Raw genomic sequence first — 13,539 nt, forward strand, 5'->3', positions numbered from 1 at the left:
AGAGCTTCTCGGCTCACGGAGCAGGGGCAGGTGCCTCCCTTGCAGCAATTCATGTCGGCGAGCGCCACCGTGAGGCGCTTGCCGTCTTCGAGGCGCATGTCCACGGTCTCCCGGGGAGTGTCGTAGTCCGCGACTTTCGCGAGCCCGAGCGGCGTCTCGATGATTGCGCCTCGCCTGGGCGCACGGGACTTGAAGTCCTTGTACGCCTCGAACTCATAGCGCAAACAGCACATGAGTCTGCCGCAGAGTCCGCTGATTTTCAAGGGGTTTAGCGGCAGATCCTGTTCTTTTGCCATACGAATCGACACCGGCTGGAAATCGCCGCCAAATCGCGAGCAGCACAGTTGCTGTCCGCAGTGGCCGATTCCGCCCACCATACGTGCCTCGTCGCGCACGCCGACCTGGCGCATGTCGATGCGCGCGTGGAACCGGCTGGCGAGTTCCTTGACCAGGTCACGGAAGTCGACGCGCTCCTCGGCGACAAAGTAGATGACGACCTTGTCCCCGCCAAAGAGATACTCGACGTCGACCGGCTTCATGTCGAGCGCATGATCGGCGATCATGCGGCGGATGACCGGCATCGCTTCGTGCTCAAGACCCTCGAGCTCGTCGGCACGGGCGTTGTCGGCCGCATCGGCGATCCTTAAGATCGGCTTCAAGGGAGCGGGCAACTCGGCCTCTTCCACCTCATGGGCGGTCTGGACGACGATGCCCAGCTCAGTCCCACGCTCGGTGGTGACGATGACGGTCTCGCCCTCGGCAGGATCGCTGCCAAACGCGTCGAACCACAGTGCTTTGGGGGAATATCGGAGCTTGACTCCCACTACCGTGGGCATCGCAACACCTCTCGAATATCGAAGAGCATGGCCTCGATGGCCAGCTGAAGGTTCACATTATACGAAATACGGCGCCGTGCCACGTTGACGGCACCGAGCGCTGCCGTCAAGGCTCCCGATGTGGTGTCGGCGCAAACCTCGCGAATCGCGTCGATCGCATCGGTGTTCACCACCAGTTCCTCGGCACCTTCCACCACCACCAAGCAATCCCGAAGCCAGCTCTCGGCGATATTGAGGATCTCTCCCACGCCTTCGCGCTCCCGCGCCGTCAACTCGCGCTTGTTCTTGTCCTCAGACGCCTTGGTCGCACCCTTGCCGAGGAAATCGGCACGCTCGGCCAAAGCCGCCGCCTGCGAGGTCTTCACGTCCTCGAGCGGGGCGCGCACGGCCGTCAACAGATCGCGCGCCGCACCCAGCACATCGAGCCCGTCGGCGACACACAGGTTGCCGAGGATGCGCAGGATTGAGGCGCGGGCTTCTCGGCGAAGCGGGCTTGCGAGGAAATCGCGGGCGCGGGCGACCACTCCCCCGGCTGCAGCCAGGGCCGAGGCAGCCTCATCGGCATCGGCACCGGTGCGCGCCACGAGGATCGCGGCCGCTTCCCGCGGCGGAATGCGGCGGAACCGCACCACCTGGCAGCGCGAGACGATAGTGGGCATCACAGCGTCGAAGCTGTGCGCCATCAGGATGATCACGACGTCGTCGGGCGGCTCCTCCAGCGTCTTCAAGAACGCATTGGCCGAGGAGTCGTTGAAGAGGTCCGCCGAGGAGACGATGTAGACCTTGCGCGGCCCGTCGATCGGCGAGAGGTTCACGTCGCGGATGATGTCGCGGACCTGCTCGGCGAGGTAGCCTGCCGCACCTTCGGGCGCGACCTCGTGCACGTCGGGGTGCACGCCGCGCCGCACGCGAGCGCACGCCTCGCACGCACCGCAGCCGTCGTCGGCGCACAGAAGCGCGCACGCGAGCGAACGGGCGGCCGTGGCCTTGCCCGAGCCCGCAGGGCCGACGAACAGGTACGCGTGGCTGACATGGTCGCCTTCGACGGCGGTGCGCAAGAACTGCGCGACCCGCTCCTGGCCCACGAGGTCGTCGAACACGCAGCGTGCCATCAGGCCGCGCCGCCAAGCGCGGCGGCGAGCGCCGGAAGATCCGCAAGCGCCTCGGCAACGCGCACGGCGACGGTCGAGGGGTCACCGGAAGCGTCAACGACGCGCACGCGGTCCGGCTCCGCGACAGCAACGCGCAGGAAGCCCTCGCGGACTCGGCGGTGGAACGCGAGGTCCTCGCCTTCGAGCCTGTCCGCGCCCAGGGCAGTCGCGCGCGCCAGGCCGATCTCGGGGTCGATGTCGAGCAGCACGGTGCGGTCGGGAACCAGGCCGTCGGTTGCGATGGCGTTGAGCGACGCGATGTGATCGAGAGAAAGACCTCGGCCGAAGCCCTGATAGGCAGTGGTCGAGTCGCAGAAGCGGTCGCACAGCACGATCTCGCCGGCCGCCAGCGCCGTCTCGATGACTTCACAGACAAGCTGGGCGCGGCTGGCTTCGTAGAGCATGAGCTCGGCGAGTCCGTCGAGGCCGGAAGAGTCCGGGTCAAGCAGGATGCCGCGCACCGCTTCGCCCACTGCGGTTCCGCCGGGTTCGCGCACCACACGCACGGCGAGGCCGGCGTTCACGAGCCGAGATGCGATCCGGCGCAGTTGCGTGGACTTGCCGCTGCCTTCGCCGCCCTCAAACGTGATGAACGCTCCACGCACCTGTTCGTTCATCGGCTCTCCCCTGCCTGTGCGCGCCAAGCGCCCAGCGCGCTCTCGTAGAGATCGCTTCCCAGCACGTCGATAGCGACGAAGGCCGGGAAGTCCGAAAGCTCCATGCGGACGAGCGCTTCCGTGCCCAGATCATCCCAAGCGACAGGCTCGGCGGCGACCACATGCCGGGCGAGCAGTGCCGCAGCTCCACCCACGGCCGCGAAGTAGACGCTGCCGGTCTCGACGCACGCCTCGCGCACATCCGCCGAGCGCGTCCCTTTGCCGATGGTGGCGACGATCCCGGCGCGCAGCAGCGCAGGCGTGGCGCCGTCCATGCGCTTGGCGGTCGTCGGCCCGACGGCGCCGGTCACGCGCCCGGCAGCGGACGGCGTAGGACCCGCGTAGAAGAGCGTCTGCCCCGCAAGACCGCAGGGCAGTTCGCCGGCGCTCGCGAGGGCCTCCAGGATCCGCTCATGCGTCGCATCGCGCGCGGTGTACACCGGTCCGGTGAGCCGGACCTCATCTCCCGCGCGCAGGCGCGAAAGCTCCTCGCGAGAAGCAGGAAGTGCGATGCGGATAGGTTCAGACATGGGGGTCGACCTTCTCGGCATGCCGCCATTGGAGTGAGACGAACGCGTAGACCGCAGCGGCCAGCACGATGATTGAAGCGAACTGCAGCGTGATGCGAGAGCCGGTCATCGTGGTACTCTGCGAGACAAGCCCGATCTGCAGCAGAAGATCATGCGCCGATGCGCCGATCAGGTCAGCCAGCGGGGCCATCACAACCATCGACAGCAGCAGGGCGACGCGGATAACGGATTCCATTGCGGTAAACACCCTGCCGCGCAGTTCGTCGGCGGTGGTCCGAACGATATAGGAGTTCCCGGCGACGGTGACAATCGCAATGCACGCGCCGGCAAGGGCGGCGAAGACGCCGGCAAGCCAATACTGATTCACGCTTGCGAAGCCCATGAGCGACAGCCCGAAAGCTGCAACGCTCCCTGCGAACAACGGCTGGAGACGTATCCGGTGCTCCAGGCGCGGTACGACAAGCGCCCCGGCGACCATGCCGAGTGCCATGAACACGAGCATGAACGTCTGCGGGCTTGCCGTCAGCTGCTGCAGCACTTGGATCTTGTCGGCGAAGGGAAGACCTCCCACCAGGTTCTTGGTGACGTAGGTCGAGCCGACCGGCACGATCGCGCCGCCCCCGAGGATCGCGAGGAAGATGGTGATGAGCAGCCCGCGCAGTTCCTTGTGACTCCCCAGGAATTTGAAGGAATCGATGACGTCCTTGCCCAACAGCCTCAAGGCATGCCCGGGGCCGGTCGACGCCACAGCGTCCATGCGGGCCGTCTGTGAAGCACGAGCCACTACGTGGATGCTGGTGATCATCGCCGCCGAGAACAGGAACGTGAAGATGTCGAGAATGACGCCGGCGCGAGGGCCGAGAAGGGCCGGCGCGAGTCCGCTGAAGATCTGGGACACAATCGGCAGATTCGAGGCCATAGCCGCGCGCACAAGGGCCTCAAGACCCGCGAGGATACCGGCTGCGGCGGTGAGTCCGATCAGCATGCTCGCCTGCTGCGTCGTATAGGCAAGCCCGTTGGCCGATACGATGTCGTCTTCTTCAACCAGATATGGGATCAGTGAGTTCCGCGCCGGCCAGAAGAAGAGCGACGCTGTCTCCATGAGCAGCACCACGAGGTAGATGAGCCAGACTGAGTTGGTGAACACGAGCACGATGGTGAGGGCCGCGCGCACGATATCGGCCGTGATCATGACCTTGCGACGGTCGAACCTGTCAACCAGCACGCCCGTGAGCGATGACAGGACCAGCGCCGGGATGATCTTGGCTATCAGGATACCGGCGACAGCAAATGACGAGCCGCCGGATAGCGTCGTGACGAGCGGCATGAGGAAGCCCAGCACAAGCCAGTCCCCGATCCCACTCACAAACTGCGCGTACCACATGCGCCGGAACTGGCGGTTCTTGAGCAGGCGCCGGTATGCCCCCTTGTTTGCGACGACTTCCTCGACTGCACCCACTTTCGGACCGCAAGAGTCGTTCACCCGCGCACCTCGATACTCGCCGAGCGAACGGCCGAGCACCCCATGTTAACGGCCACCGGCAGCGCCGCGATGTGGCACGGCGCCGTGGCGACGTGCACTGCGAGTGCGGTGGTGTCGCCGCCCAGCCCCGCAGGGCCGATGCCGGTCGCGTTGATCGCCGAGAGCAACTCCGCTTCCAGCGCGGCGGCGCGCGGGTCGGCGTTCACGCTCCCGATCTCGCGCAGCATCGCCTTCTTGGCGAGCGTGCCAACCTTGTCGAAGGTCGCGCCCACGCCCACGCCGATGAAGAGCGGCGGGCAGGCGCCGGTCGCCTTGGCCTCGACGGTCTCGAGCACGACGCGCTTCACGCCCTCGATCCCCGCCCCCGGCGGCAGCATCTCAACGCGGCTCGCGTTGTCGCTTCCGCCGCCTTTGAGCATCACGTGCACCATCGCGCCTGTGCCCGGGCGTGCGCCCGGCACGACCTCGACAAACGCGGGAGTGTTATCGGCGGTGTTGGTGCGATCGAAGAGCGCATCGCGCACGAGGCTCATGCGCAGCCGCGCGTCGCGATAGGCGGTCGCAACGGCGGCGTCGATGTCGCGCTGCAGGTCGCCGCACACGCACTCCTCGGCGCCGAGCTCGACGCGCACCCACACGGTGCCGGTGTCCTGACACAGCGGGACGCTGTCGGCGGCGGCGATGTCGGCGTTGGCGATGAGCTGCTCAAGGACCGCCTGCCCTCTCGGCGAGCGTTCGCACTGCGCGGCTGCGCGCAGCGCCGCAAGCGCGTCGGGGCGAAGCGACGTGGCGGCAACAGGTATGGCGACAGCGACGGCTTGAGCGATTTGGGAGGAGGAAAGCACCCTATCCCCGGAGTCCGAGGGAGTCGACCGCCTCGGCGACGGTCGCAGCCGACGCCTGCAGGTCGGCCATCTCGGCTTGGTCGAGCGGCAACTCCACGACCTCGGCGACGCCATCGCGGGTCAGGCGCGCCGGCACGCTCATGTAGACGTCGTTGATGCCGTACTCGCCCGACAGGTACGCGCACGTCGGCAGAACCTCGCCCGTGTCGCCCAGAATCGCGCGCACCATAGCGGCCACGCTGGCGGCGGGCGCGTAGAACGCCGAGCCGGTCTTGAGGAGCGCCACGACTTCCGCCCCGCCGAACGTCGTACGCTTCACGAGCGCTGCGACGTCCTCAGGCGAAAGCGTGTCGGTGATCGGTACGCCGGAGATGGTGGAGAAGCGCGGCATCGGCACCATGGCGTCGCCGTGGGCGCCCATCGCGAGCGCCGAGATGTCGGAGATCGAGGCGCCGGTCTTCTCAGCGATGGCGAAGGCGAATCGGGCCGAGTCGAGCACGCCGCCCATGCCGAAGATGCGGTTGGCGGGCAGGCCCGAGACCTTGCGGGCGAGGTAGGTCATGACGTCGAGCGGGTTGGTGACGCAGATCACGATGGCGTCGGGCGAGGTAGCGACCGCCTGGCCGATGACGCTCTCGACGATCCCGCGGTTGATCGCGAGCAGGTCGTCGCGCGTCATTCCCGGCTTGCGCGGCACGCCGGCGGTCACGACGACGATGTCGGACCCGGCGGTATCGGCGTAATCGTTGGTGCCGCTCACGGTGGGGCCGAACTTCTCGACGGAGCGCATGTGCATCATGTCGAGCGCCTTGCCCTGCGGGAGTCCTTCCGCGACATCGATTAGGACGACGTCAGCGGTCTCGTGCATAAGAAGCAGATGTGCCGTGGTCGCTCCGACCTGTCCGGCGCCGACAACGGTGACTTTGGGGTAGGTCATGGATCTCCCTTTACACTCGCTAACGTTTCTTAACGCCGATTCTAGCATCCGCGACTGCCGGATCAGCTCACCGTCGGCTTCGCGGCCTTGCGCGCACCGGCTTTCGCCTTCGCCGGCTTCTTCTCGGCGGCCTCGGCCTTTGCGGGACAGTTGGGGTCGATGCAGATGCGCCACGGGCCGCGTCCGCTGTTCACGATGACCACGGGTGCGCCGCACGCCTCGCAGAACTCGGCCGTCGGCGTTATGTCGCCACGCTGCGGAAGCGGGTAGCTCGTCTGGCACTCGTCGTAGTTGGTGCAGCGCACGAACCTCTTGAGCGTGCGGGAGGATCGGCGCACGGTGAGTTGACCGACGCGGCCGGCCTCGGCGCACGCCTTGCACTCGCCGATGCTCACTTCGGGCTCGAAGTTGGTCGTGCAGGCCGGGTCGAGACAGACCACTCGCGGCTTGGTGCGAAACTGGATGACCTTGACCTGCGGTGTCCCGCACACGGGGCACGCCTCGGGCACAGCCTCGATCTTGCCCTGCGGAAGCGGGTAGGTGACGTCGCACTCGGGCCACCCCGAGCAGCCGACAAACTGACCGCGCGTCTTGGCCGAGGACTTCACGAGCAGGTCGTGGCCGGACATGGGGCACACGCCCACCTTGGAGTCATCGGCACTGGCACCTTTCAGCATCTCGCCCAGCTCGGCCGCCTTGGGGATGAGCTCGTCCATCACGTTGGCGAGGAGTTGGCGCGAGTGGCCCACCACGTCTTGGCGCTTGACGCGCCCGTTCGCGATCGAGTCCATCTCGGCTTCGAGCTCCGATGTCATGTCCGGCGTCGTGATGCGCGGAGCGAACTTCATCAGGGCGTCGATGACCGCGCGCCCGAGGCATGTGGGCTCCAGCGGATCGTTCTGCGCGTAGCGCACCTCGATCAGGCGCTCGATGATGGCGTGCCGAGTGGCCTTGGTGCCCAGACCGCGCTTCTCCATCTCCTGGATCAGACGCCCCTGCGAATAGCGCGCAGGAGGCTCTGTGGCCTTCTGTGCCAGCTCCGCGCCGTTGAATGCGACAGTATCCCCCTGATTGAGCACCGGGAGCTGCTCGTCCTTCTTGAGGCCGTACGGGTAGATCGCCCGAAATCCCGGCGAGACGAGTATGTCGCCCTTGGCCACGAACGGCTCTCCGGCCACGTCGATCGTGACCTTGGTGCCCTCAATCGTTGCCGAACTCGAGAGAGTCGCTAAGAACCTGCGCGAGACGAGGTTGTAGAGTTTCCACTCCTCGGCCTTGAGCTTCTCCGGGTTTCCTGCGCCTGTCGGATGGATCGGCGGGTGGTCGGTGGTCTCCTTGGCGCCGCGTGTGGCGGAAAGCTTGCCTTGAGCCAACAGCTTGTTGGCGTGCTCGCGGTAGAAGTCGACCTCGGAGAGCGACTTCAGGATCGCGCGCAGGTCGAGTGATGCCGGGTATACGGTGTTGTCGACGCGCGGATAGCTGATCAGGCCGTTCATGTAGAGCGACTCGGCGATGCGCATCGCACGCCCCGGAGAGATGCCTTCGGCGGCCGCGGCAGCCTGCAGTGCGGTGGTGTTGAACGGCGTGGGCGGGGCGACCTTGCGCTGCTTCTTCTCGGCGGCCGTCACCGTGCCGCTCTTCGCGCCGGCGACCGCGTCCATGACGCGCCCGGCCTCGGCCTCGCTCTTGAAGCGCTCAGTCGCATGCCCCGCGGAAAACTCCTCGGCGCTTGCTGCGAAAGCACCCTTCACCGTCCAGTAGATCTCGGGCACGAACGCCTCGCGCTCGCGCTCGCGCTCGACGATGAGCGCCAGCGTGGGCGTCTGCACGCGTCCGGCCGACTTCACGTTGCCGAACCCTGAGTACTTGGCCATCGTGAGGTACCGCGTGAGCACCGCGCCCCACACGAGGTCGATGTCTTGCCGCGACTCCCCCGCCTGCGCAAGGCAGTCGTCCACGGTCGCAAGTTCGCCGAATGCGCGCTCGATCTCGTCTTTCGTGATCGCCGAGAACCGCGCGCGGTGGATGATGGCCTTCTTATTGGCTTCGCGCACGATTCCGGCCGCATCGCTGCCGATGAGCTCTCCCTCGCGGTCGAAGTCCGTTGCGATCACAATCTCGTCGGCCTTCTTGGCGAGGTTCTTCAGTGTCCGGATGAGCTCCTTCTCGGCGGGCATCTTGCCGATGGGCGCCCACGCGAGATACGGCAGCGAGGCGAGCTTCCAGGTCTTCAAGTCGACGCCGTCGGCCGTGAACGGCTTCTTCTTGGGCCACGGGGGTGTGGGAAGCGTCGCGGGCACCTTCGTGGGCATCGGACGCGCGTCCTCTTCCCAGACGGCTTCCCACTTGCCGTTCGCGAAGGTCAGACTCAGCGGAAAGTCCACGCCGAGGATGTGACCCTTGAGCCCGACGGCGATCCACTCCTCGCCATCGCGATTGAAGGAATAGACCGGCGTGCTGTAGACCTTATCGGCCTTGGGCTTGCCCACAGCGAGGATCTCGGCGAGCTTTTTGGCGGCGATGTTCTTCTCGGTGACGATGAGTTTCACGCGCTCTCAGCCTTTCCAACGCGAGACGTTTTGCAGCCGAGTATACACAGGTGCGTCAAGTGGCCAACAACGAAGGCCGCAAATCGTGCTGCTACGAAGCGAACCCGATCTCGTCTCCGCGGGCCTTCATGGCGTCCAACGAGAGTGCCAGAAACTCGTCGCGCTCAAGGCCGAGAGCCGCACATCCGGCCATCTGCTCGCGGCTGGCCCCGCGGGCGAACGTACCCTCTTTCCAGCGCTTGGTGAGGCTTTTCAGCTGCACGCCGGCGAGGTCCTTCTCGGGCCGCACGAGCGCGGCGGCCGTGATGAAGCCGGTGGTCGGATCCGCGCACCACAGGGCGTGATCCATCGCCGACTCCCTCGGCGCCTTGTCCGCGTGCGCCAGAATCGCATGCAGCATCTCGTAGTCCACAACCCCGCCGAGCAGCTCTGCCGAGACGAGTCCGTGACGCGCGGGGTCCTCGGCGGTCTGAGCGTAGTCGAGGTCGTGCAGCAGGCCGGCAAGCGCCCACCGCTCGATATCGGCCGAGGAGAGGCCGAGGTGCTCGGCCAACGCGGCCATGATGATCTCGGTCGCGACGCTGTGGTTCACGAGGTTTGCCTGCGGGATGCGCTCGATAACGAGCGCGTAGGCCTCTGCGCGCGAGATCACGCGCGACCCTTGGCCATGTCGATGCGTGCCGCCAGCCACCCGGCCCACTCGGCGATACCCTCGCCTTTGGTCGCGGCAATGCGGAAGATGGGCGCGTTGGGGTTCAGTGAACGAACGACGCCGGTGAACTCCTCCTCGTCAAAGTCGAACACGGGCATGGTGTCGACCTTGTTCAGGATGACGGCCTCTGAAACTTGGAAGATGCCAGGGTACTTGTACGGCTTGTCGTGACCTTCGGGAACCGAGAGGATCATGACCTTGGCGTTCTCGCCGAGGTCGAAGTCGGTCGGGCAGACGAGGTTGCCCACGTTCTCGATGATGATGAGGTCGAGTTCCTCGAGCGGCAGCGCGTCGACCGCCCGCTTGATCATGTCGCTTTCGAGATGGCAAGCACCGCCGGTGTTGATCTGGACGGCGGGAATGCCGTGCGCCTTGACCTTCTCGGCATCGACCTTGGAGGCGATGTCGCCTTCGATGACGGCGATGCGGTAGCGGTCGCGAAGCGCGGCGATGGTGGCCAGGATGGTCGAGGTCTTGCCCGCTCCCGGCGAAGCCATCAGGTCGAGAACGAACACGCCTGCATCAGCGAACCGGGTGCGGTTCTCGGCGGCAAGACGGTCGTTGCGGTCGAGTATCGGTTTGGAGAGGTCGATCTGCACGCTTACTCCTCGGTAGGATCGTCGTCTTCTGTTTCGATGCTGTCGATTCTGAGTTCGCGTCCCTGGAGGAGCTCGGTGTGATAGTCCCCGCATTCGGGACATGCCATCTGGAACCGATCATGCTCGTACTCGGCACCGCACTTCAGGCACCTGGACCGCGCAGGCAGTTTGGTGATCGAGAGCGTCGCTCCTTCGGCCATCGTGTCGGGCGTGAGCGCCTCGAAAGCGAACTCCAGCGAAACCTCCTGGACCTCGGAAAGCTCGCCGATGGTGATCCGGATGTCGGTTATCTTCGTGGCGCCGGCATTCTTGGCAGCGTCGAAAGACGCTTGGAGGATACCGTTCATGACCCCGATCTCATGCACGCGGCTTAAGCCGACTCGGCAGCGTCGATCGCCTGCTGCTTGATCTTGGCCGCCAGAGCGTACTTCGCTATGAGCATGGTGGCTTCATAGAGAATGATCAGTGCGCCGATGAGCGTCCCGATGGTCACGGGGCTCCAGTCCGGCGTCGCGAGGGACCCGAAAGTGATGAGTCCCAGATACACGAATCTCCAGTTCTTGCGCATGGTGGCGTACTTCACCAGACCGACCGACATCAGGAAGAACAGCAGCACCGGCAGCTCAAACGTGATGCCGAACGCAACCATCAGCACGAGGACGCCGTTGAGGAACGGCGCTGCGCTGGGCAGTGTTGACAAAGAAGTTGTCGCCGCGTTGCTCGCTCCCGAGCCAATGTGGAACCACGTGTACAGAAGCTGGGAGACGTCCACACCCCCATTTGCTTGGCCGATAAGCCATGCGAACGACGGGCCTACCACGAAATAGTGGCAGAACAGGTTCCCACCGACAAAGAGAGCCACGATCGCGACAAACGAAGGGTAGAAGAACTTGCGTTCCTTCTCCTCCAGCGCCGGGAGGAAGAACGCGAGCACCTGCCACACCCATATCGGGCTCGTCAGTACGATGGCGGCATATGACGCCACCCTGAAACGAAACATAAATGCTTCGAATGGGCTCAGGACGACCAGGCTGTGATCCCCGGGCAGATAGGGGTACACCGGCGCGAACAGCCAGCCCAAGATATCGGGCGTGAACGAGTAGGCGATAACGGAGCCGAACGCGATCGTGACAGCGATGACAAGAAACCTGTGCCGCAACTCGCCGATGTGGCTCAAGAACGGCATTCTCTGGGGTCCGATTGGGGACATTGGCGTTGAGAGCGCAGCCTCGAAAGCTTACGCCCCTTCCTCCTCTTCCTTGTGATCGTCAACGGCAAGTGTCGGCGACTCCGCAGGCGACTCCGCCGCGGTTTCGGTTGACTCGTCCTGTGGGCTGTCTTGGGATTGCGCGGCCTCTTCACCGGAAACCGGGGACTCGGATTCATACAACGACGCCGCAACGGTGTCAGACGACGCCTCGGCGGCCGCTTCCGCCTCCAGCCCCTTGGTAACCTCGGCGAGAGTCTTCTTCGATTCTGCCGCAAGGCTCTCGAACTCGGCCATCTCGGCGCGCATGATCGCCGTCATATCGGACTGTGCACGCCGAAACATCGCAATGGCCTTGCCGATAGTGCGGCCGATCTCCGGCAGCTTCTCGGGGCCAATGAGCACGAGCGCGGCGACAATGATGATGAGCCACTTGAAACCACTGATGCCGAACACAGTCCCACCCTTTCAAGAGCGCGTCAGCACTGTGCGCTCGCAATCGCTATGCCATTCGCGAAGAATCTCGCCTATGGGACTAGAACTCGCATGCCTCCGACACGTTCGCGAAGATCGGAAACACCTTGTCCAACCCGGTTATACGGAAGATCTTGAGGATATTCTCACGCGTGCACACGATGCGTACTGAGCCATCCTTCTCGCGAGCCCTTCGCAGCGCGCTGACAAGAACGCCCAGACCCGAACTGTCGATGAAACCGACGCCCTCCAGGTCAACAACCACATTGGTGCAGCCACCCTCGATCGCGGCGATGATTCGCTCTCTGAGCTGAGGGGCAGTGTACACGTCGATCTCCCCATCAAGTACGAAAGAGCAGATCTCGCCATCCTGCTCGACGTGAATCTCAAGTTCCATGACACGGCCCTCGGCTTCCCCTATGAGTTCTGCGGGCAACGGAAGGAATTGTACCTCGCATTCAACGCTGCTCCAAGAGCGGCCTGGTTGGGTAGAAGGTTGTAGAGAGCACAAAGAGAGGACGGCCATGGCACTGAGCATCAATCTCGAACAGGGTCCGACCTGCTGGGTGTTAAGGCTTCATGGTGATCTGGACTACGGCGAATGCTCGTCGTTTCGGATGAATATCGACAGAATCATCAAGAGCGCACCTCCGGCGACAGTCATAGACCTCTCCGGCCTTGAGTACCTGGACAGTTCTGGCCTAGGCCTGCTGCTGTCGCTTTCGAGAGAGTACGGCGCCGGCGGCGGCAAGCTGGTGCTCGTGACAAACGCGACCGTCGACAACATCCTCTCGCTCACGCGGCTCAACGGTATCTTCGCGACCGCCTCAACGATGAACGAGGCTCTGCAGATCCTAGACCTAGCCGGAGCTTAAGTTGCGGCCCCGTGTCAGGGGGTGCCTGAAGTGATCGTACTCGCCTTGAGCGCGGTGATTCGCCCGTTGGCATAGGACACCCCGCTGCCGGTGGGATCGAGCTTCAGGTACTGCTGATAGGCTGCTATTGCCTTGGCGTTCTGCCCGAGGTCCTCGGCGAAGATGCCGAGATTCAGCCACGCCGGAGCGAACGATGGCGCGCTCACCGTAATCGCGCTCACGATCGCAACGGCCGCCGTAGTATCCCCGCTGTAATAGGTCGCTGCTGAACGGTCTGTTTCGACCGAGGGATCACCGGACTTGATCTTGGACGCGGCATCGTAGGCCGCCCTCGCGTTGGCCCACTGGATGGCCGCAGCCGTGGAGGCGTCGGCTGAAAGGGAACTCTGGCCCGTTGCCGGCGTCGACAGTTCCTGGGCGTAGTCGAAGTAGGTGTTGGCGAGGTTCACCGCAGCCGTGAAGCTCGTCGGGTTGCTCTCGAACGCCTTCTTCAGCGCCGTCACCTGCGGATCGTACGTGGCTGCCAGCTTCTGTACGGCACTCTGGGTCGACGCCGGCGTGTTCGACTTGAACAGATCGAACAGCCCAACGATACCGGTCGCCATGAACATACTCACGAACGCCACGATCAGAACGATTATGAGGCCCTTGGTCCAAGGAGACGTCCTAGCCTTGTTCATCGCCA

The 13,539-nt window shown here is 64.6% G+C and carries 16 protein-coding genes; 1 reads left to right on the top strand and 15 read right to left on the bottom strand.

Features of this window, described 5'->3' with window-relative positions; translation table 11 throughout:
* From HGA39_04965 to HGA39_05030, 14 genes are all read right to left on the bottom strand, one after another.
* The coding region (locus HGA39_04965; GenBank protein ID NTW28697.1) for a hypothetical protein at positions 1-836 on the bottom strand (836 nt) is incomplete at its 3' end.
* On the bottom strand, positions 824-1,948 hold the full coding sequence (holB, locus tag HGA39_04970; GenBank protein NTW28698.1) for a DNA polymerase III subunit delta': 1,125 nt from the start codon (positions 1,946-1,948) through the stop codon (positions 824-826). The genes HGA39_04965 and holB, both read right to left, overlap by 13 nt.
* Entirely contained in the window at positions 1,948-2,604 is a 657-nt protein-coding gene (locus tag HGA39_04975; protein ID NTW28699.1) for a dTMP kinase, read from the bottom strand. Before HGA39_04975 ends, holB begins: the two co-directional genes overlap by 1 nt.
* Positions 2,601-3,173, bottom strand: coding sequence for a TRZ/ATZ family protein (locus HGA39_04980; GenBank protein NTW28700.1), 573 nt, complete (start codon positions 3,171-3,173; stop codon positions 2,601-2,603). The genes HGA39_04975 and HGA39_04980 overlap by 4 nt, the downstream gene beginning before the upstream one ends.
* Complete coding sequence (locus HGA39_04985) at positions 3,166-4,656, bottom strand: MFS transporter (protein NTW28701.1); 1,491 nt, start codon at positions 4,654-4,656, stop codon at positions 3,166-3,168. Before HGA39_04985 ends, HGA39_04980 begins: the two co-directional genes overlap by 8 nt.
* Positions 4,653-5,615 (bottom strand): fumarate hydratase, encoded by a 963-nt coding sequence (locus tag HGA39_04990; GenBank protein NTW28702.1) that lies wholly within the window; start codon positions 5,613-5,615, stop codon positions 4,653-4,655. Before HGA39_04990 ends, HGA39_04985 begins: the two co-directional genes overlap by 4 nt.
* A complete protein-coding gene (mdh, locus tag HGA39_04995) occupies positions 5,503-6,438 on the bottom strand; it encodes a malate dehydrogenase (GenBank protein NTW28703.1) in 936 nt (311 codons plus the stop codon). The genes HGA39_04990 and mdh overlap by 113 nt, the downstream gene beginning before the upstream one ends.
* 62 nt (positions 6,439-6,500) lie before the next feature.
* Positions 6,501-8,987, bottom strand: coding sequence for a DNA topoisomerase I (locus HGA39_05000; protein NTW28704.1), 2,487 nt, complete (start codon positions 8,985-8,987; stop codon positions 6,501-6,503).
* A gap of 91 nt (positions 8,988-9,078) precedes the next feature.
* Positions 9,079-9,636, bottom strand: coding sequence for an HDIG domain-containing protein (locus tag HGA39_05005; GenBank protein ID NTW28705.1), 558 nt, complete (start codon positions 9,634-9,636; stop codon positions 9,079-9,081).
* On the bottom strand, positions 9,636-10,298 hold the full coding sequence (gene hypB, locus HGA39_05010; GenBank protein ID NTW28706.1) for a hydrogenase nickel incorporation protein HypB: 663 nt from the start codon (positions 10,296-10,298) through the stop codon (positions 9,636-9,638). The genes HGA39_05005 and hypB overlap by 1 nt, the downstream gene beginning before the upstream one ends.
* A gap of 2 nt (positions 10,299-10,300) precedes the next feature.
* Positions 10,301-10,663, bottom strand: coding sequence for a hydrogenase maturation nickel metallochaperone HypA (gene hypA / locus HGA39_05015; protein ID NTW28707.1), 363 nt, complete (start codon positions 10,661-10,663; stop codon positions 10,301-10,303).
* A gap of 5 nt (positions 10,664-10,668) precedes the next feature.
* Positions 10,669-11,475, bottom strand: coding sequence for a preprotein translocase subunit TatC (locus tag HGA39_05020; protein NTW28708.1), 807 nt, complete (start codon positions 11,473-11,475; stop codon positions 10,669-10,671).
* A gap of 60 nt (positions 11,476-11,535) precedes the next feature.
* Positions 11,536-11,961: a twin-arginine translocase TatA/TatE family subunit gene (locus HGA39_05025; protein NTW28709.1), complete on the bottom strand. Its 426-nt coding sequence runs from the start codon at positions 11,959-11,961 to the stop codon at positions 11,536-11,538.
* Between the two features lie 79 nt (positions 11,962-12,040).
* Positions 12,041-12,376: an STAS domain-containing protein gene (locus HGA39_05030; protein ID NTW28710.1), complete on the bottom strand. Its 336-nt coding sequence runs from the start codon at positions 12,374-12,376 to the stop codon at positions 12,041-12,043.
* Between the two features lie 127 nt (positions 12,377-12,503).
* Between HGA39_05030 and HGA39_05035 the strand changes: the two genes are divergently transcribed.
* Positions 12,504-12,854, top strand: a complete 351-nt coding sequence (locus tag HGA39_05035; protein NTW28711.1) for an STAS domain-containing protein — start codon at positions 12,504-12,506, stop codon at positions 12,852-12,854.
* 14 nt (positions 12,855-12,868) lie between these two features.
* Here the strand turns inward: HGA39_05035 and HGA39_05040 are convergent, their stop codons facing one another.
* Positions 12,869-13,534, bottom strand: coding sequence for a hypothetical protein (locus tag HGA39_05040; protein NTW28712.1), 666 nt, complete (start codon positions 13,532-13,534; stop codon positions 12,869-12,871).
* Positions 13,535-13,539 lie beyond the last annotated feature (5 nt).

The organism is Coriobacteriia bacterium (assembly GCA_013336165.1).
In the GTDB taxonomy this organism is placed as follows: domain Bacteria; phylum Actinomycetota; class Coriobacteriia; order Anaerosomatales; family JAAXUF01; genus JAAXUF01.